The organism is Geodermatophilus sp. SYSU D00703 (assembly GCF_054050155.1).
In genome coordinates this window covers 13,463-30,519 of the sequence record NZ_JBJGYU010000048.1, presented here as the reverse complement: position 1 = coordinate 30,519, position 17,057 = coordinate 13,463, and the positions used below count along the sequence as shown (strand labels likewise).

The 17,057-nt window shown below is 75.8% G+C and carries 17 protein-coding genes and 2 tRNA genes; 5 read left to right on the top strand and 14 right to left on the bottom strand.

Annotation, left to right across the window (positions count from 1 at the left end):
• From ACI782_RS24760 to ACI782_RS24735, 6 genes are all read right to left on the bottom strand, one after another.
• Positions 1-385: glycosyltransferase (locus ACI782_RS24760; RefSeq protein ID WP_456912773.1), on the bottom strand; the 385-nt coding region annotated here is incomplete at its 3' end.
• Positions 382-1,362 (bottom strand): glycosyltransferase, encoded by a 981-nt coding sequence (locus ACI782_RS24755; RefSeq protein WP_456912772.1) that lies wholly within the window; start codon positions 1,360-1,362, stop codon positions 382-384. The genes ACI782_RS24760 and ACI782_RS24755, both read right to left, overlap by 4 nt.
• Positions 1,359-2,402, bottom strand: a complete 1,044-nt coding sequence (locus ACI782_RS24750) for a glycosyltransferase family 9 protein (protein WP_456912771.1) — start codon at positions 2,400-2,402, stop codon at positions 1,359-1,361. Before ACI782_RS24750 ends, ACI782_RS24755 begins: the two co-directional genes overlap by 4 nt.
• Complete coding sequence (locus ACI782_RS24745; RefSeq protein WP_456912770.1) at positions 2,402-3,901, bottom strand: HAD-IIIA family hydrolase; 1,500 nt, start codon at positions 3,899-3,901, stop codon at positions 2,402-2,404. The genes ACI782_RS24750 and ACI782_RS24745 overlap by 1 nt, the downstream gene beginning before the upstream one ends.
• A gap of 178 nt (positions 3,902-4,079) precedes the next feature.
• Entirely contained in the window at positions 4,080-4,595 is a 516-nt protein-coding gene (locus tag ACI782_RS24740; RefSeq protein WP_456912769.1) for a MarR family winged helix-turn-helix transcriptional regulator, read from the bottom strand.
• Positions 4,596-4,620: 25 nt separating this feature from the next.
• Entirely contained in the window at positions 4,621-5,361 is a 741-nt protein-coding gene (locus ACI782_RS24735; RefSeq protein ID WP_456912768.1) for a hypothetical protein, read from the bottom strand.
• 193 nt (positions 5,362-5,554) lie between these two features.
• On the opposite strand from ACI782_RS24735, the gene ACI782_RS24730 reads away from it, so the two are divergent.
• Positions 5,555-6,862, top strand: coding sequence for an alpha-hydroxy-acid oxidizing protein (locus ACI782_RS24730; protein WP_456912767.1), 1,308 nt, complete (start codon positions 5,555-5,557; stop codon positions 6,860-6,862).
• 219 nt (positions 6,863-7,081) lie between these two features.
• Positions 7,082-8,572 carry a sensor histidine kinase gene (locus ACI782_RS24725; protein ID WP_456912766.1) on the top strand — a complete coding sequence of 497 codons (1,491 nt, stop codon included), beginning with the start codon at positions 7,082-7,084 and terminating at the stop codon, positions 8,570-8,572.
• A gap of 104 nt (positions 8,573-8,676) precedes the next feature.
• On the opposite strand, the gene ACI782_RS24720 is transcribed toward ACI782_RS24725, so the two are convergent.
• A complete protein-coding gene (locus ACI782_RS24720; RefSeq protein WP_456912765.1) occupies positions 8,677-9,111 on the bottom strand; it encodes a MarR family winged helix-turn-helix transcriptional regulator in 435 nt (144 codons plus the stop codon).
• Positions 9,112-9,207: 96 nt separating this feature from the next.
• Between ACI782_RS24720 and ACI782_RS24715 the strand changes: the two genes are divergently transcribed.
• Positions 9,208-9,771: a hypothetical protein gene (locus tag ACI782_RS24715; protein ID WP_456912764.1), complete on the top strand. Its 564-nt coding sequence runs from the start codon at positions 9,208-9,210 to the stop codon at positions 9,769-9,771.
• Positions 9,772-9,832: 61 nt separating this feature from the next.
• On the opposite strand, the gene ACI782_RS24710 is transcribed toward ACI782_RS24715, so the two are convergent.
• From ACI782_RS24710 to ACI782_RS24700, 3 genes are all read right to left on the bottom strand, one after another.
• Positions 9,833-9,905, bottom strand: a tRNA-Arg gene (locus tag ACI782_RS24710).
• Between the two features lie 20 nt (positions 9,906-9,925).
• Positions 9,926-10,014: transfer RNA gene (locus tag ACI782_RS24705), tRNA-Ser, on the bottom strand.
• Between the two features lie 96 nt (positions 10,015-10,110).
• A complete protein-coding gene (locus tag ACI782_RS24700; protein WP_456912763.1) occupies positions 10,111-11,316 on the bottom strand; it encodes an MFS transporter in 1,206 nt (401 codons plus the stop codon).
• 140 nt (positions 11,317-11,456) lie between these two features.
• On the opposite strand from ACI782_RS24700, the gene ACI782_RS24695 reads away from it, so the two are divergent.
• Together ACI782_RS24695 and ACI782_RS24690 are read left to right on the top strand one after the other, a co-directional pair.
• Complete coding sequence (locus ACI782_RS24695) at positions 11,457-11,987, top strand: CGNR zinc finger domain-containing protein (protein WP_456912762.1); 531 nt, start codon at positions 11,457-11,459, stop codon at positions 11,985-11,987.
• A gap of 55 nt (positions 11,988-12,042) precedes the next feature.
• A complete protein-coding gene (locus ACI782_RS24690; protein ID WP_456912761.1) occupies positions 12,043-12,765 on the top strand; it encodes a GNAT family N-acetyltransferase in 723 nt (240 codons plus the stop codon).
• 94 nt (positions 12,766-12,859) lie between these two features.
• Here the strand turns inward: ACI782_RS24690 and ACI782_RS24685 are convergent, their stop codons facing one another.
• Genes ACI782_RS24685 through ACI782_RS24670 form a run of 4 tightly spaced genes read right to left on the bottom strand, consistent with a single transcriptional unit; the run spans position 12,860 to position 17,017 of the window.
• Positions 12,860-13,657, bottom strand: a complete 798-nt coding sequence (locus ACI782_RS24685) for a hypothetical protein (protein ID WP_456912760.1) — start codon at positions 13,655-13,657, stop codon at positions 12,860-12,862.
• 47 nt (positions 13,658-13,704) lie between these two features.
• On the bottom strand, positions 13,705-15,339 hold the full coding sequence (locus tag ACI782_RS24680) for a polysaccharide deacetylase family protein (RefSeq protein ID WP_456912759.1): 1,635 nt from the start codon (positions 15,337-15,339) through the stop codon (positions 13,705-13,707).
• Positions 15,336-15,458, bottom strand: a complete 123-nt coding sequence (locus tag ACI782_RS24675) for a hypothetical protein (protein WP_456912758.1) — start codon at positions 15,456-15,458, stop codon at positions 15,336-15,338. The genes ACI782_RS24680 and ACI782_RS24675 overlap by 4 nt, the downstream gene beginning before the upstream one ends.
• Positions 15,458-17,017, bottom strand: coding sequence for a glycosyltransferase family 2 protein (locus ACI782_RS24670; protein WP_456912757.1), 1,560 nt, complete (start codon positions 17,015-17,017; stop codon positions 15,458-15,460). The genes ACI782_RS24675 and ACI782_RS24670 overlap by 1 nt, the downstream gene beginning before the upstream one ends.
• Positions 17,018-17,057 lie beyond the last annotated feature (40 nt).

The window sequence follows — 17,057 nt, the reverse complement described above, 5'->3', positions numbered from 1 at the left end:
CCCGCCCCGCCCCCGCCCGCCCCGTGCCGGCCGCCGCGACCGAGGCCAGCCCGCTCATCCAGAAGTGCGCGTGCACCAGGTCCGGCGGCGCCGCGGCCCAGGTCCGGCGCAGGTCCGCGGCGAACTCCGGCATGTGCCGCAGCAGGTCGTCCTTGGGGAGCACCCGCGCCGGCCCCGCGGTCACGTGCACGACGTCGTAGCCGTCGGCGGTGCGCACGCGCTCGGGCTGGGCCGGGTCCTCGCGGCGGGTGTGCACGGTGACCTCGTGCCCGCGCGCGGCGAGCCCGGCCGCGAGGGCGGCGACGTGCACGTTCTGACCGCCGGCGTCCACGCCGCCGATCGCCGCCAGGGGGCTGGCGTGCTCGCTGACCAGGTCCACCCTCACCGCGTCACCTCCTCCAACAGCCGGTCCCAGTCGGTCAGGAAGCGCTGGAGCCCGTAGCGCTCCAGCGCCGCCGCGCGGGCGGCCTTGCCGGCCAGCCGGGCGGCGTCCGCGTCGTGCAGGAACGTGCGCACCGCGCTCCAGAGACGCTCGGGGTCCGTCGACAGCACGCCCGCCTCGGCCGGCACCGCCTCCACGGCCTCGGTCGTGGCCAGGCCGACCACCGGCATGCCCAGGTGCATCGCCTCCAGCAGCGACAGCCCGAGGGAGGTCCAGCGGACCGGGTGCACGTACACCCGGCGGCGGGCCAGCTCGGCGTGCATCGCGGCCTGGGGCGGGTCGTCGAACAGCGCCACCCGGCCGGGGTCGAGGCCGTAGCGCTCGTGCAGGCCGGCCAGCCCCATGCCGAAGACGTCGACCGGCGCGACGGCGGCCAGCCCGGGCAGCAGGTCGGCGCCGACCGTGCGACCGCGGCGCACCGGCTCGTTGGTGACGACGGCCGCGCGGGCCAGCTCGCCGGTCCAGCGCTCGCCGGGGTCGACGATGCCGTGCTCGACCACCGTCGTCGGCGCCCGGCCGTTGTCGTAGAAGAGCCGGTTGAAGTGGGTGACGTGGGCGATCGGGATGTCCGACCGCTCGGCCAGCGGGTGCCGGGTGTGCGGGACCGGCCCGTCGTCGGGCTCCAGCCCCGGGGCGTTGTGCTCGAGGAACACCGCGGGCAGGTCCCGCCCGGGCTCGCGGCCCAGCCACTCGCGCACCAGGTCCAGGTCCCGCACGCGCTGCAGGACGACGACGTCGACGTCCTCCTCCCGGAGCTGCGCCGGCGTCACCTCGCGGGCCGACGCCGGCCAGTCCCAGGTGCGGGCCCGGCCCAGCCCGTCCGGGCCGCGATCCGGGGTGACCGGCAGCAGGTACTCGTGCCGCCCCTGCACGAACGCCGTGGTCCACGACCCGTGCACGTGCCAGAGCAGGACCCTCACGCGCTCACCACCTTCTCGACGGCCGCGACGACGTCGGCTGCGCTCACCGACGAGAGGCAGGGGTGACCCGGCACCGGGCACTCGCGGGCACGGGTGCCGCGGCAGGGTGCGTCCTGGTCGCCGAGCAGGACGGTCGGCACGCCGTAGGGCGCCCACCGCGCGGCCGGCACGACCGGGGAGAACAGCGAGACGACGGGCGTCCCGACGGCGGCGGCCAGGTGCGCCGGGCCGGTGTTGCCGACGACGACCGCGGCGGCGCCGTCGAGCAGCGCCGCCATCTCCGCCAGCGAGGTGGACCCGCCGAGGTCGACCCCGCGGGTGCCGGCGACGGCGGCGGTGAGCGCGCGCTCGCCCGGCCCCCCGGTGACCAGCACCCGGTGGCCGGCGTCGGTCAGCGCCTCGACCGCCTCGGCGCACCGCTGTGCGGGCCACGCGCGCGCCGGGACCGACGCTCCGGGGTGGAGGACGACGTAGCCGGGCTCGAAGGGGCCCCGGGAGCCCGGCTCGTGCGCCACCGGGGGCAGGGGCCGGCGCACCTCCAGCCGGCCGTCGTCGCCGGGCGGCAGCTCGAACCCGGCGGCGCGGGCGAGGGACAGGGCCCGCTCCGGCTCGGGCAGGTCGTCGTCCACCCGGTGGCGGACGTCGAGCAGCGAGCCGGGGTAGTCGACGCTGATCGCGGAGATCCGCGGCACGCCGGCCGTGCGGAGCACCAGCGCCAGGGGCAGGGGCGACTGGTGGAAGGACGTGGAGACCACCGCCTCGTCGGGCGCGAGGGCGCGGACGCGGTCGGTGAGCGCGGCCAGGTCGGCGGGGTCGACCGGCGGCGGGTCGCCGAGGACCCAGGGGCAGGACCAGGTCCACACCGCGTCGACCCCCGGCAGGAGGCCCGCGGCCTCGGCGCCGGCGGGCCCGGCCAGGAACACGACCCGGTCGGCTCCCGCGGCCACGGCCCGGACCAGCGGGCCCTGCACCAGGACGTCACCGGCCGAGTCCAGCCGGGCGACGAGCACGGTGCGCCGGGGGGCGGGTTCGCGGGCCATCACCACGAGCCCGCCAGGACGTCGTCGACCGCCGCGGTCAGGGTGTCCGCGCGGCGCGGGGCGGCGGCGACCTCGGCCTTCCGGGTGACGGGGGTGGGGACCAGGATCGCCGAGGCCCCGGCGGCGGCCGCGGCCTCGACGTCGGCGCCGATGTCGCCGATCACCACGCAGCGGGCCGGGTCGACGTCGAGCTCGGCGCAGGCGGCCTTGACCATGCCCGGCGCCGGCTTGCGGCAGACGCAGCCGTCGTCGGGCCCGTGCGGGCAGACCTGGACGGTGTCGAACGGTCCCAGGAGCTCGTCCAGCCGGGCCATGCAGGCGTCCACCTGGTCGCGGGTGATGAGCCCGCGCGCGACGCCGGACTGGTTGCTCACCACGCCGACCCGCACGCCGCGGGCGCGCAGCGCGTCGACGGCCTCCCGCGCGCCCGGCACCGGCTTCACCAGCGCGGGGTCGCCGTTGTACGGGTAGTCGCGGACGAGGGTGCCGTCGCGGTCGAACAGCACCAGGTCGGGCAGCCCGTTCCACGGCCGCACCCGGCGGTGCCGCACCGCGCCGCGCAGGAGGTGCCAGATGGCCAGCGGGGGGATCAGCGCGCTGGTGGCCAGCATCGTGGTCACCTCGGCGCGGTCCCGCGGCCCGGGGGCGATGCGGGCCCAGGCGAACTCGGCGGTGCCCGCGGCCCAGGCCAGCGCGCCCAGGGCGGCGGCCCTCGGACGGCGGGCGGCGGCCAGGCCGAGCGCGGCGACGCCGGCGGCGGTGACCGCCAGGTGCTGCGGACGGCGGCCGAGCGGGGCGTCGGCGCGCTCGCGCCAGTCCCGCCCGTGGAGGCGGCGCATGAGGACGTCGTCGGCGTTGCCCGCCTGGACCCGCAGGCTCACCCAGCGGTCCACCGGCCGCACCGGGTGGGTGATCCGGCGCTGCCCGCGGGTCAGCCGGGCACCGGTGTCCATGATCCGCAGGGCGAGGTCGGAGTCCTCGCGGAACGCCCGCGGGAAGCGCTCGTCGAAGCCGCCGACCGTGGCGAGGGCGGAGCGCCGGTAGGCGAGGTCGGCGGTGATCCAGGAGCTGGCGGCCAGGCCCGCGGTGCCGCGCTCCCAGTCGGTGGGGCGGCGGCCCTCGGGCAGGGGGACGCGGACGCGGCTCTGGCTGCCGGCCACGTCGGCCGGCAGCGCGCTGAGATCCTCGGCGAGCCGCTCGTACCAGTCGGGGTCGGGCACGACGTCGTCGTCGAGGAAGGCGATCCACTCGGTGCGGGCGGTGCGCCAGCCGAGGTTGCGGGCGCGCGCCGGGCCCCCGCCGCCGGTGCGGACCACGCGGACCGGCGGCAGCCCGGGCCGCTCCGGCCGCAGCGGCGCCCCGGACGGGCGGTCGTCGACCAGGACCAGCTCCGCCGGGCGCGGACCGGGAGCCTGGGCGAGGGCGTCGAGCAGCACGTCGAGCGACGGTCGGCCGACCGTCGGCACGACCACGGAGCACTCCTCGATCCCCACCTGCATGATCGCGTCCTGCCCGCACCGGGGACCCGGGAAACACTACGGGCTTGAAGTGTCCCCCGGACGAGTGCGCCCGGCCCCCTGCAGGGTCCCCGGCCCCGTTCCGAGACTCGCGCCGAGCGTGCGAGGCGTGAGGAGAACGGGGTCCTTCGACGAGTGGCGGGGGTAGCGGGGTCCTTTCTCAGCGGCGGGATCGCGCCGCGGCGGAGACCCGGGCCAGCGCGTCGGTGACGACGGCCGCGTCGTCACCCAGGAGGGTGAGCAGGTGGGCGACCAGCCCGTCGTGGGTGGGCGCCGCCTCCTCGACCTTCGCCCGCCCCGCGGGGGTGAGCCGGGCGTGCAGCAGGCGCCGGTCCCCCGCCGTCCGCTCCCGGACGACGAGGCCGTCGGCCACCAGCCGGCTGACCGTGCTGGTCACCCCGGCGCGGGACAGCCCGATCGCCTCGGCGACCTCTCCCATCGTCGCCCGCTCGTCCGGCGCGTCGGCGATCCGCCGCAGCGCCTCGAAGCCGGTGAGGGACAGGTCGTGGTTGCGGTGGAGGGCGGAGTCGACGCGCCGCGTGATGCGGTCGTGCACCTGCACGATGCGCAGCCAGGTCTCGGCGGGGCGTGGTGCGGCACCGGGCAGGCGGGCGGCGTCGGGCGGGACGTCGTCGGCGGGGAGGTCCTGCGCGAGTGCGTCCTCGGTGCGCGGCACCCCTCCATGGTCGCCGACGGAGCGCTCAGGCGCTCCCGGGAGGCGGCGGACCGCACGGCGGGGAGGCCTGCGGCCGGGCGCGCCGGCGTCCGGAGACGGCGGCCATCCCGGCCGCCCCGGCCAGCACCGCGAAGCCCGCCGCCAGCGCCGGCCACGCGACGCCGTCGTCCCCCGGGAGCGGCGACCCGGCCGCGGCCTCCCGCGGAGCGGCGTCGACGGCGGCCGGCTCGACCCCGCCGGGCTCGAGCGGACCGCCGTCCGGGAGCGCGACCGGCGGGGTCCCCGGCGACGGCACCTCGGCAGCGGCGGGCGGCGCGGCGATGGCGGCGCAGTCCTCCGCCGCGGGCCGGGTGAAGTTGTAGCCGTCGAGCTCGTCGACGAAGGCGGTGCCCGAGCCGTCGAGCGCCGCGTACCGCAGCAGGGGGTCGATGGTCTCGCCCCAGTCGACCTCCCCGGTGCTCAGCACCACGACCGCGCCGGGAGCCACCTCCGCGACGGCCTCGCCGGCCGGCTGCCGGGTCGTGGCGAGGGTGACGGCGTAGGCGACGGTGCCCCCGGTGACCTCGATGACGACCCCGCCGGGACGGCAGCTCGGGCCGTGGGTGACGCGGGCGTCGGGCCGGGTGGGGTCGTCGACGGCGAGCGCGGGTGCCGCACCGGCGATCCCGGCGGTGACGACGACGGCCGCCAGCCCGACCGTCCACACGCCGACCGAGAGGGGGACGCTGCGGCCGGCCCGCCGACCTGGCCGCGTGAGGACCGGCACGTGCACTTTCCCCCTGGAACTCCTGCACGCCGCCGCATCCCCGATGCGTCGTGCGCGGACCCCATGATGACCTGCGCGAACCCCCGGTGGAGTGGCTCTACCGACCGGTTGCGCGTGTCGCGGCGGCGTGTCGCGAGAAATCCGGTCCTGGGCCGTGGCGGAACTGTGACGGGGCGCTCACTACGGTGGCCGGGTGGACTCAGCGGCGGGTACCGGCCGACGTCGGCAGGACGAGGTCTACCGCGCCGGGGTGTACGGCCGGCGGCCGCGGGTCCCGACGGCGGCGCGGGCCCTGCAGCGGCGGGCGCGCGCCCACCTGAGCGCCCGCGCGTACGCCTACGTGGCCGGAGGCGCCGGCGACGAGGCCACCCAGCGGGCCAACCGGGCGGCCTTCGACCGGTGGGCGGTGGTCCCGCGGGTGCTCCGCGACGTGAGCGTCCGCGACACCTCGGTCGAGCTCTTCGGACGGCGGCTGCCCGCCCCGCTGCTGCTCGGTCCGGTGGGCGCGCTCGAACTGGTGCACCCGGAGGCCGACCTCGCGGTCGCGCGCGCGGCGGCCGGGCTGGGCGTGCCGATGGTGTTCTCCAACCAGGCGTCGGTGTCCATGGAGGAGTGCGCCGCGGAGATGGGGTCCTCGCCGCGCTGGTCCCAGCTGTACTGGTCGACGTCCGACGAACTGGTCGAGAGCCTGGTGGCGCGGGCCGAGGCCAGCGGCTGCGAGGCCCTGGTGGTCACCCTCGACACCACGATGCTGGGCTGGCGCCCGCGCGACCTGGACCTGGGGCACCTGCCCTTCGCGCTCGGCAAGGGCATCGCGCAGTACACCTGCGACCCGGTGTTCCGGCGGCTGGTCGAGGAGCGGGCGGCGGCGCCGGCGCCCACCGAGCCCGGTGCCACGGCGCAGCGGGACCGGCAGCCGCGGCCGACGGTGTCCGCGGTGCGGGCGCTGGTCGGGATGGCGCGGGCCTGGCCCGGGCCGTTGCTGGCCAACCTGCGCTCGCCGCTGCCGCGAGCCGCCGTCGAGACGTTCCTGTCGATCTACTCCCGACCGTCCATCACCTGGGACGACCTGGCCTGGCTGCGCGGCCGCACCCGCCTGCCGATCCTGCTGAAGGGCGTGCTCCACCCGGACGATGCGCGGCGGGCGCTCGACCAGGGGGTGGACGGCGTCGTCGTCAGCACGCACGGCGGGCGCCAGGTGGACCGCTCGGTGGCAGCGCTGGACGCGCTCCCGGACGTGGTCGCGGCCGTCGGCGGCCGGGCCCCGGTGCTCCTCGACAGCGGGGTGCGCAGCGGCGCGGACGTCCTCATCGCGGTGGCACTGGGTGCGCGCGCCGTCCTGCTGGGCCGGCCGTTCGCGTGGGGGTTGGGCCTGGGCGGGGAGGCCGGCGTGCGCCAGGTCGTGTCCGACGTGCTGGGTGAGTTCGACCTCACGCTCGGGCTCACCGGGCACACCGCGGTCGACCAACTCGGCCCCGAGGTGCTCCGCCGCGTCGGGTGACACGCCCATTGCGGGGGCCCGGGACGACACGCCGGACCCCACTTGACCCGTTCGAGTGACGCGAGTCACAGTGAGGTCGGGCGGGGGCAGCCGGCAACGAGTGGCCACCCACTGCTGGGTGGACCGACCAACGCGGCCAGACCGTCAGGACCGGCCCCCCGCCCCTCAATCTCCGAGCAGGGGCTGACCTGGGGGGCCGCCCGGCCCCACCATGGAGCGGTGCCCGCGGGAGCACCGGAGCGAACTCGACGCGCGGACCCGGGCCCGGGGAGGTTCGCCCTGCGGTCCCGGGTCTCGACGCTGCGCGGCACGGTCCAGCTGGTCGTCCTGGTCATGGTGGCGTTGCTGCTGACCGGCGGCACGGTGGCGGGTCTGGCCCGCCTGTCGGTGCTCATGTCGGTGAACCGCCTCGAGGGCACGGTCCTGCCGGCCCGGCAGGCGGCGACGGACCTCACCGTCGCCTTCGTGGACCAGGAGACGGGCCAGCGGGGTTACCTGCTCACCGGCGACCACACCTTCCTCGAACCCTACGACCGCGGCCGGGCCGACGCCGAGTCCCTCGAGGTCCGACTGACCGAGCTGCTGCGGGACGACGCGACGGGCCTCGACCTGCTCCGGCAGGTCACCGCGGCCGCCCAGTCCTGGGACGAGCAGGTGGCGCAGCCACAGATCGCCGCCCGGTCGCTCGGCGCGGTGCCGGACGACGTGCAGCGCGACCTCGACACGACCGGCAAGGCGCTCTTCGACACCCTGCGCGAGCGGTCCGACGCGCTGACCGCCCGGACCGCGCAGCTCACCCGGGTGCAGCTCGACCACATCGCCGCCGCCCAGGCCGTGGCCAACGGCGTGTCCATCGGCGCCCTGGTGGTCGCCCTCACCGTGGCGCTGCTGACCGTCCCCCTCCTGCGCCGCCGGCTGACCCGCCCCCTGGAACGCCTGCTGACCGACGTCCAGGCCGTGGCCGCCGGCGACCACGACCGCCCCATCTCGGCGCAGGGCGCACAGGAGCTCGTGACCATCGCCGCGTCGGTGGAGACGATGCGACAGAGCGTGCTCCGGCACTCCCGCGAGCGCCTGGCCGCCCAGCGCCAGCTCACGCTGCACGAGGAGCACGACCGGATGGCCACGGACCTGCACGACCTCACCATCCAGCGGGTGTTCGCCCTCGGCCTGCGGCTCAGTTCCGCCGGCCGGCGGCACCCCGAGCTGGCCCCGGTGCTGGCACCGCTGGTCGAGGAGACCGACGAGGTCATCCGCGAACTGCGGACGGTGATCTTCGACCTCGGGCGGACGCCGGACGGGGACCACGCGCTGCGCCGGTCGGTCCTCGACGTGACCGAGACCAGCGTGCGCGTCCTCGGGTTCAGCCCCGTGGTCGAGTTCGGCGGCCCCGTGGACGCGGTTCCCGCGGGGGAGGTCGTCGACGGGGTGACCGCCGTCCTGCGGGAGTCGTTGAGCAACGTCGCGCGGCACGCCGGGGCGAGCACGGCCACGGTCCGCATCGCCGTCCACGACGGCTCCCTCGCCCTGACCGTCACCGACGACGGGCGTGGCATCCCGGACGGCGCGCCGCGCGGCAACGGCCTGGCGAACCTGCGCACCCGGGCGGAGCGGCTCGGGGGCCGGGCGACGGTGGACGCCCGGCCGGACGGCCGAGGGACCGTCATACGCTGGGAGGTGCCGCTGCCCGGAGACCCCTCCCCTCCGTGACGACGCCGGCGGCGGCGCGCTCGGACCCCCCGCCGAGACCTGCGGACTCGTGGCCATCAGCCACTGACCGCCACGAGTTCACGTGCCTCGACGCGCGCCGGAGGTCAGTCCTCGGCGACGTTGCGGCGCATCCGATCCAGCACGGCGGCGAGGCGGGCGAGGTCGTCCGCGGCCAGGCCGGCGCGCAGCTGCTCGTCGTGCGCGCGGGCGGCGTCCCGCAGCCGGTCGAACAGCGCCAGCCCGGCGTCGGTCAGCTCCACCCGGCGCACCCGCCGGTTGCCGGGGTCGGCGACGCGAGCGACGAGGCCGGCGGCCTCCATGGCGTCGAGCTGCTGGGTGAGGGTCGCGGCACGCACGCCGAGGGCCTCGGCGAGCTCCCGCTGGGTGGCGACCGGACCGCCGCGGAGGGCGAGCAGGACCAGCCACACGGTGCGCGACCCGCCGGCGGCCGCGAGCCGGGCGTCGAACGCGCGGCTGACCTCCCGCGCGACGCGGGCGAGGAGCAGCCCGATCGGCGGGCCGCCGGGAGGCCGGGGCACGCGGTCACCCTAGCGCGGTTCCTCAGGTACCTGACCTTTCAGTGCCGAACGGTCTGGCGTACGGTCGAGGCCGACCCCCTCGCCGAGGAGTTCGCGATGACCGCGACGTCCACCGCTCCCGCCGTGCGGCTGCGCCTGGGCCGCGACACCCGCCGCCTGGTCCTGCTGGTGCACCTGGCCTGCTCGCTGGGGTGGCTGGGTGCCGACGTCGTCCTGGGCGTGCTCGCGGTCACCGCGTTCACCTCCGACGACCCGTTCCTGGTGGCGTCGAGCTACACGGCACTGGCCACGTTCGCCGTCCCGGTGCTGCTCACGCTGGGGTCGGGCAGCCTCGGCAGCGGCGTGCTGCTCGGGCTGGGCAGCCTCGGCAGCGGCGTGCTGCTCGGGCTGGGCAGCCGCTGGGGCGTCGTCCGCACGCGGTGGGTGCTGGGAAAGCTGCTGATCAACCTCGCGCTGGTGGCGCTCGTGCCGGTCCTGCTGCAGCCACAGGTGGCCGCGACCGCGGCCCTGGTCCGCTCCGCCGGCCCCGTCCTGGCCGACGACCTCGGCCGCGGCCCGGTCAACCTGCTCTTCCCGGCGTTCGCCTCCGGGACCGCCCTGGTCGTGGCCTCGGTGCTGGCGATCTGGAAGCCCTGGGGCCCCACCCGCCGCCGGCGCTGAGACACACCGCGGCCCCGCTCCCACGAGGGGAACGGGGCCGCGACGCTGTCTCAACCAGACGTGCACCCGAAGGGATTCGAACCCCTAACCTTCTGATCCGTAGTCAGATGCTCTATCCGTTGAGCTACGGGTGCGTGTGTTCAGTTGTCGTGCGCGGAGGCTCCGGGATTTGAACCCGGGATGGGGGTTAACCCAAACCGCATTAGCAGTGCGGCGCCATAGACCGGACTAGGCGAAGCCTCCCGGGGTCCGAGTCCCCCCGGAACCACCGAGAAGGAAGACTACCAGCGCACGGGACGCCGGTCCGCCGGGGGGTCCCGGGCGGACCGGCGTCGACGCTCAGACCGCCACCGCCTCGACGGCGGGACGGCGGGCCCGGTGCCGGCCGGGGACGAGCGTCGCGGCGACCGCGAGCGCCGCGCCGGCGACGGCCAGCACCAGACTGCCGCTGACGCCGGCCGGGGTCTCGATCAGCGCGCCCCCGAGCGCGGCACCGACCGCGGAGGCACCGGTGGCCATGGTCGACAGCCAGGTGAACGCCTCCGTCGTGGCGTGCGCGGGGGCCAGCGCGCCGACCAGGCTGTTCTGCACGGTCAGCGTGGGCGCGATCGCCGTCCCGCCCAGGAAGAGCAGGGCGCCGAGCACCCAGGGGTCGGACGCCGCGGTGAGCGGCGCCAGGCCGATGGTCACGCCGAGCAGCAGCCAGCGGTACTGCCGCGGCAGGGAGACGCTGACCACCCGGGCGCCGAACCACAGCCCGCCGGCCACCGACCCCAGCGACCACAGCGCCAGCAGGACGCCGGACATCCCCGGCGAGCCCGCGGCGTCGGCGAACGCCGGGACGGCGACCTCGAGCGCGCCGAACCCGAGCATCAGGGCCGATCCGCTGGCCAGCACACGCGGCATCCCGGGAGCGAGCACGGTGGCCAGTGGGGAGGTCCGCTCCACGGCCGGCGCGGGGGCCCAGCCGCGCATCGCCCGCGAGGTCGCGATCCCGAGCGCACCGCCGGCGGCGAGCACCCCGGCCACGCCCACGGCCCACGCCGGGCCGACCAGCACCGCCAGGGCCGCCACCACGGTGGGGCCGGCGACGAACACGAGCTCGGTGGCGGTCGCGTCCAGCGCGAACGCCGTCGGGCGCACCCGCGGGTCGACGCGGGACCACAGCGCGCGGACGGTGCCCGACACCAGCGGCGTCCCGGCACCGGCAGCCGCCGCGGCGGCGACGACCACCGGGGTCGGGGCACCGCCCAGGACGACCGCGACGAGCAGGGCGAGCAGGACCGGGTAGGCCGCGGTCTGGGCGAGCAGGACCGGCCGGGGGGTCCGCCGGTCGGCCAGCCGCCCGAGGACCGGCGCCATGGCCGCCATCGCGATCCCGTGGACGGCCGACGCGAGGCCGGCGACGGCGTAGGAACCGGTCTGCTGCTGCACCATGAGCAGCAGCGCCAACGGGACCATGGCCGACGGGAGGCGGCCGGCGAACCCGGCCACGAGGAGCACCGGGGCGGACGGCAGACGCCAGACGGACAGGTACGCACGCACGGCAGAACTCACTTCACACGAGCACGGAACGGGAAGAGTAGGGAGTCAAATGTCGTTGACCCCCTACAGACTAGGGACGCGACCGTAGGGGGTCAAATGAGGTACGTCACCTACGTGTCGCCGCGCCGGTAGGGGGCTCCATGGACTACGACACCTACGGGTCGAGCGCCGTCGAGCTCGCCATCGACCTGGCCAACACCGACCGCGGCGAACCGGACTGGGCCGCGGCGTTCCTGCGCGCCCACGACGAGTGGTTCGAGCCGGGCACCGCGACCGAGCTCACCTCCCGGCAGACCGCCCAGGCCGCGGAGACCGCCGACCTGGTCCGTGCGGTCGCCGTCGCGGGGTCGCAGGCCGAGGTGATCGAGCGGCTCAACGCCCTGCTGGCACTGGCCTCCCCGCAGCCCTACGCCACCGACCACGACGGCGAGCTGCACCTGCACTACGCCCGGCCCGAGGCCCCCGTGCTGGAGCAGTTGACGACGACGGTCGCGATGGGCCTGTCGCAGGTGGTGGTCCAGCACGGCTGGCAGCGGATCGGCGTCTGCACCGCCGAGGGCTGCGACAACGTCTACGTCGACACCTCGCGCAACGCCAGCCGGCGGTACTGCTCGAACACCTGCGCCAGCCGCTCGACGGTCGCCGCCTACCGCGCCCGCCGCAAGGCCTGAGCGGAGGGCCCTCGGGCACCTGTCCCCCGGAGAGCCGGGCTGGGATCGTGGCCCGATGGCCGCCTCGATCGTGCCGCCCGAAGGAGAACACCTCACCACCGGCTGGGAGCCGGACCTCGACCCGGGCGACACGCTCGTCCGCCAGGCGGTGCTGGCCCACGCGTCGTGGCCGGTCGAGGTCGCCCGCAGCGCCGGCCGGCCGAGCCGGTCGACGCCTCGGTGGGCGGGCGGGTGGATCGGCGACCGCGGCGCCCTGACCAACCCCGTCGTCCTCACGCAGCCGCCGACCGACCCGGCGGCCACCCTCGCCGAGATCGGGGAGCTCTTCCCCGCCGAGGTGCCCTACCTGCTGCTCAGCCCCTGGCCGTCCCAGGACCTGGCGTCCCACGGCCTCGTCCTCATCGGCCACCCGCCGCTCATGGTGCGCCTGCCGGCTCCCGGCCCCGACCTGCCGGAGCGCGGCGCACAGGTGCGGGAGGTGACCACCGCCGAGGACCTCGCGCGCGCCGAGCGGGTCCTGGGTGAGGGCTGTCCGATGCCCGACCTCGAGCCGCTGCACCCCGGCGACCTGCTCGGGCCGGGCATCCTGACGACGGCGACCCGGGTCTGGATCGCGGAGGTCGACGGGGAGCCGGTCGCCGTCGCGGCCGCACACCGGCACGCCGGCGTGACGCTGGTGGAGTACGTCGCCACCCTGCCGCGCGCCCGGGGCCACGGCGCCGGGGCGGCGGTCACCTGGGCGGCGACGCTGGGCGCCCGGACGAGCCCGCCGTCCTGATCGCCAGCGACGACGGGCGACCGGTGTACGAGCGCATGGGCTACCTGGCCGTCGAGCGGTGGACCGCCTGGCTGCGTCCCGGGTGAAGTCCCGCCTACCGCGCGCGGCAGAAGGCCTCAGCCCCGGAGCCACGCTCCCCGGCCGGGCAGATGACGAGGTCGCGGAAGCGGAAGGCCGTGTTGTCGCCCCGGACGCCGACCCGCCCGGCACCGGTCAGCGGAGGGGAGCCGCCCGCCCCGTCGTCGACCGCGGACAGGACCTCGCGCTCCGGCGTGGACAGGGTGAGCCGCACCCCCCCGTCCTCGTTGCCGACCCGGACGGAGAACGTCGACCACCGGCCCCGGGTGCAGTCGAAGGGCACCTGGGCCAGGGTGTGGTAGCTCGCCGCGTCGGAGTCCCCGGGGTCCGGCGCCTTCTTCTTGATCGTCACGGTGTCGTCCCGGCGGCAGAGGTCGACGCTGTACAGCTGGTCCGGGTCGGCGTACCGCAGCAACAGGTGGACGCCGTCGTAGTCCCGTCGTCCCGTGCGGTCGGTGACGGTCATGGCCTCCACCCGCAGGTCCAGGACCACCTGTACGTCGCGGAAGTCGTCCCGAACGGTCACCGCGCGGAGAACGGCCGACCCGGTGACCGACCGTGATCCCACGTCCGGCGAGCCGTCGTCCACCGGCCCGGTTCTGGCCCCGCCGTCGTCGGCGAACAACGAGCCGCTGGTGACCATCCAGTCCGGGGACGTCCGCACGCCGGGCGTGTCCGGTTCCCGGTAGGCGACCTCGTTGGTGATCAGGTCGTGGCCACGGGGGAACTCCGCCCGCCAGGTCCCGGCCGGCTCCGACAGGGCCTGCGCCAGGTGGAGGGCGCCTCCGGCGGTCAGCACGACGACGACCAGCACGAGCAGCAGCCGCCCTGGGGCCGGCGGCCCACGGCGACGTCTGCCCGTCACAACGGCTGGACCCGCAGGTCTCGGAGGACCGGGAAGGCCGTGTCCGTCGACGCGCGGCTCACCACCAACCCGAACCCGCCCTGAGCGGCGAACCGGTCCTCAGGGGCCGCGACCGTCCCCAGGAGACGGCCGTCCACGTAGGCGGCGGTCTGCTCTGGGGTGACCTCCACCCGGAGCGCGTGTGGCCCTGGCCCCAGCGGCGCCTCGACGAGCACCTCGTCCGCCCCCTCGATGCGCGCGCTGTTCCCGGACAGCCGGACCGCGATCTCGCCGGCGTGCTCGACGCGCACCCGCAACCCGGCGGTGTCACCCCCGGTCGCCAACCCGTCGACCACGGCCTCGACGGCGTAGTCGGTCCACGTGCTGGTGCGCTGCACCGCCCAGTTCGCGGTCACGGAAGTGAGCGTGCTCGCATCGGCTTGCACCACGTCGTCGTGGAGGTCCAGGGGAGCGGGGAAGCCCCCGGGCTCGAGCCACGTCCTCTCCACGTCCAGCGGCCGCAGGTCGGTGACCGGCAGGGTCGCCATCCGCTCGACCGCCCGGAAGACCGAATCGGTGGTGTCGTCCCGCAGGACCTCGAAGCGCTGGGCGACCTGGGCCGCGACGTTCGCCTCGGTGACCGGCGTGGCGTCGAGACGCTTGTCGATGAAGCTGATGTCGAACAGGCGGGCGACCTCGCCCTGCACGTAGTCGACCGCCGCCGTGTCCGAGAGCTCCTCGGCACCGACGTCGGAGAAGGGCCAGGCGAAGAGGGTCGGCTGCGGGAGCCTCTGGTCGGCGAAGTCCCGCACGGACCGCTCCAGGTCCTCCGTGACGCGCGCCCGGAACGCGGCCATCGACTCGGTGCGCCCGTCGGCGTACACCCGGTTGGACAGGTCCGAGCCCACCGCGCCGGGGGCGATGGGGACCTCGGTGTGCAGGTCGTGGGTGTGCGACTGGAAGTCCCATCGCCCGCTGTCGTGCATCCACTCGACCTGCCGCCAGGTGAGGTAGTACGGCCGGTGGAGTCCGACGCGACCGGTGATGATGAAGGAGACGGCCGTGAAGTCGTACTCGGCGAGGATCGGGTCCGCGTACCGGTACAGCCCGCCGGTGCCGTCATCGAAGGTGATGAGCACCGACCGCGGTGGCGGCGTGTACGTCCCGCGCACGTAGTCGGTGAACTGCGCCGCGGTGATCGTCCGGTAGCCGGCCTCGTGGAGCATGGCCATCTGCGCGGCGAACCGCTCGGCGCTGACGATGTAGGGGCTGTCCTGCTCGTTCGGGCCGATGTCGTGGTACGTCAGCACGATCGGCTCGGCGCCCGCACCGGCCGGCGCCCCGGCCGCCGCCGCGGCGGCGGCGCGGTACTCCCCGACCTCCGCCTGGCTGAGCAGCCGGTCGGTCTCGGTCTCCACCTGCGGCCCGACTTCCCGCTGCCAGTCCTGGTAGGCCCAGGTCCCACCGAAGATCGCGAGGATCAGCGTCAGGGACACCAGGCCGACCAGCACCTGGAGGCCGCGGTGGTACAGCCGGCGTCGGGGCACCGGGGTGAGCTCCGGCATGAGGGCGAGGGCGTTCGCCCGGGCACGCTCGGCCTCCGTGCGGGCGTGCGTCCGCCGGGAGATCCGCCGCTCCAGCGTGGCCCTCACAGGATCGCCCCGCGGGTGAGGACGAAGAGGTAGAGCAGCACGATCGCGAGGACGACGATCGTGCTCGTGACGAAGCGCAGGACGGCGGGCCTGCGCGTAGGGCGGGCGGACCTGCCCATCACGAGCCCCTCGACCAGACGCCGCGCCGCATCGTGGCCAGCGAGTACAGCAGCAGCCAGGACAGGACCACCGAGGAGACCAGGCTCATCAGCGGCCGGTACCGCCAGCGCGGCGAGCCGGGGTGGTCGATCCGGTAGGCCACGCCCCAGGCACAGCCCTTCACGACGACACCGGCGATGTAGAGCGCGCAGAGCATCCACAGCCCGTTGAACGGCGCCCACAGCAGGTGGCGGACGGCCATGACAGGGGCGGCCAGCACCCAGGCGGCGTGCCCGTAGTAGAGGCCGGCGGGGCCGAACCCGCGGCGCCACATGAAGCGGCCCGTGAAGCAGAGGTTCCGGATGAAGCTCTTCTTCCACCGGATCTGCTGCTTGAGGAACGCCCGGGCGCTCTCCGGCACCACGGTCCAGACCCGCGCCGACCGCACGTAGCCCACCCGCCACCGGCGCTCGGGGTGGTCCACCTCCGTGACGAAGGGCGAGTCGGCGTGGGCCGCCTTGAGGTCGCGACCGAGCCACCGCTGCCCGAGGACGTAGCCGGTGAGCTGGCGGTCGGTGGCGAAGCGGAACTCCGCCCCCAGGAACCGGTCTGCGGCCCAGGCCGGCAGGTAGTTCCAGATGGCGTCCCGCCGGAAGACGGCCAGCGGTCCCGACACGCACGTCACCGAACCCAGGGACGACTCGGCGGCCTTGGTGACCCGGAAGGACCCCTCGTACCAGGTGTCCTGGATCTTCGACAGCAGGGAGGCGTCCGCGTTGAGCGCCCGGGCGTGCCCCGAGACCGCCCCCAGGCTCGGGTGCGCGACGAGGGCGGCCACGCACCGACGCAGTGCGTCGGGCGCCAGGACGCAGTCGGAGTCGGTGAAGGCGAGGACCTCTCCGGTGGCCAGCTCCGCCCCGCGCACGAGCGCGTTCTTCTTCCCGACGTTGCGCTCGAGCGCGAGCAGCGTGAAGTCCAGCTCCGCGGCCAGCTCCTGCAATCGCTCGGCGGTCCCGTCCCTGGACGCGTCGTCCACCACGATCACCTGGACGTCGGGGTAGTCGCAGCCGAGCATGGACCGCACGCACGCGTCGATCACGTCCACCTCGTTCATGACCGCGACGAGGAGGGTGACCGACGGGATGGCCGGGAGCGGCGGGGCGCCCACGTCGTCGGGGACCCGGCTGAACCGCGGGTCGGCCAGGTCGTCGTACCGGGTGTAGGCCAGGTAGAAGCAGACGATCGTCGCGATGAGCACGCCCACGCCGTAGCTGAGGACGATCGGGTCGTCCAGGAAGTGGAGCAACACCGGGGCCAGCAGCGCGAGCAGCGGAACCAGGCAGACGAGGGTGAGCAGGCGCCGGATGCCGTGCCGCAACCCCGGGTCGAGGCGGTCCAGCTGGGACGGCCGGGCCGGTCGCGACTCGATGCGGTCAGCGGACCCCTCGGGCGGCAGCGCGGGGACCGCGCTCCCGACCGGGAACAGTGGCCGCACGAGCGGGTGCTCGGGATCCGGCAGGCCGCCCGGCCGGGACTCCTCGGCGACCGCCGTCAGCCTGGGATGGTGTCCGGCGCTCACCGGCCCTCCCGGGGCGAGAGCCGCCCTCCGTGCCGATGCG

Excerpts from the sequence above, each read along its gene's own strand:
- ACI782_RS24715 (WP_456912764.1), top strand. The coding sequence starts at position 9,208 with ATGACCGCGACGTCCACCGCTCCCGCCGTGCGGCTGCGCCTGGGCCGC.
- ACI782_RS24690 (WP_456912761.1), top strand. The coding sequence starts at position 12,043 with ATGGCCGCCTCGATCGTGCCGCCCGAAGGAGAACACCTCACCACCGGC.
- ACI782_RS24695 (WP_456912762.1), top strand. The coding sequence starts at position 11,457 with ATGGACTACGACACCTACGGGTCGAGCGCCGTCGAGCTCGCCATCGAC.
- ACI782_RS24745 (WP_456912770.1), bottom strand. The coding sequence starts at position 3,901 with ATGCAGGTGGGGATCGAGGAGTGCTCCGTGGTCGTGCCGACGGTCGGC.
- ACI782_RS24750 (WP_456912771.1), bottom strand. The coding sequence starts at position 2,402 with ATGGCCCGCGAACCCGCCCCCCGGCGCACCGTGCTCGTCGCCCGGCTG.
- ACI782_RS24675 (WP_456912758.1), bottom strand. The coding sequence starts at position 15,458 with ATGGGCAGGTCCGCCCGCCCTACGCGCAGGCCCGCCGTCCTGCGCTTC.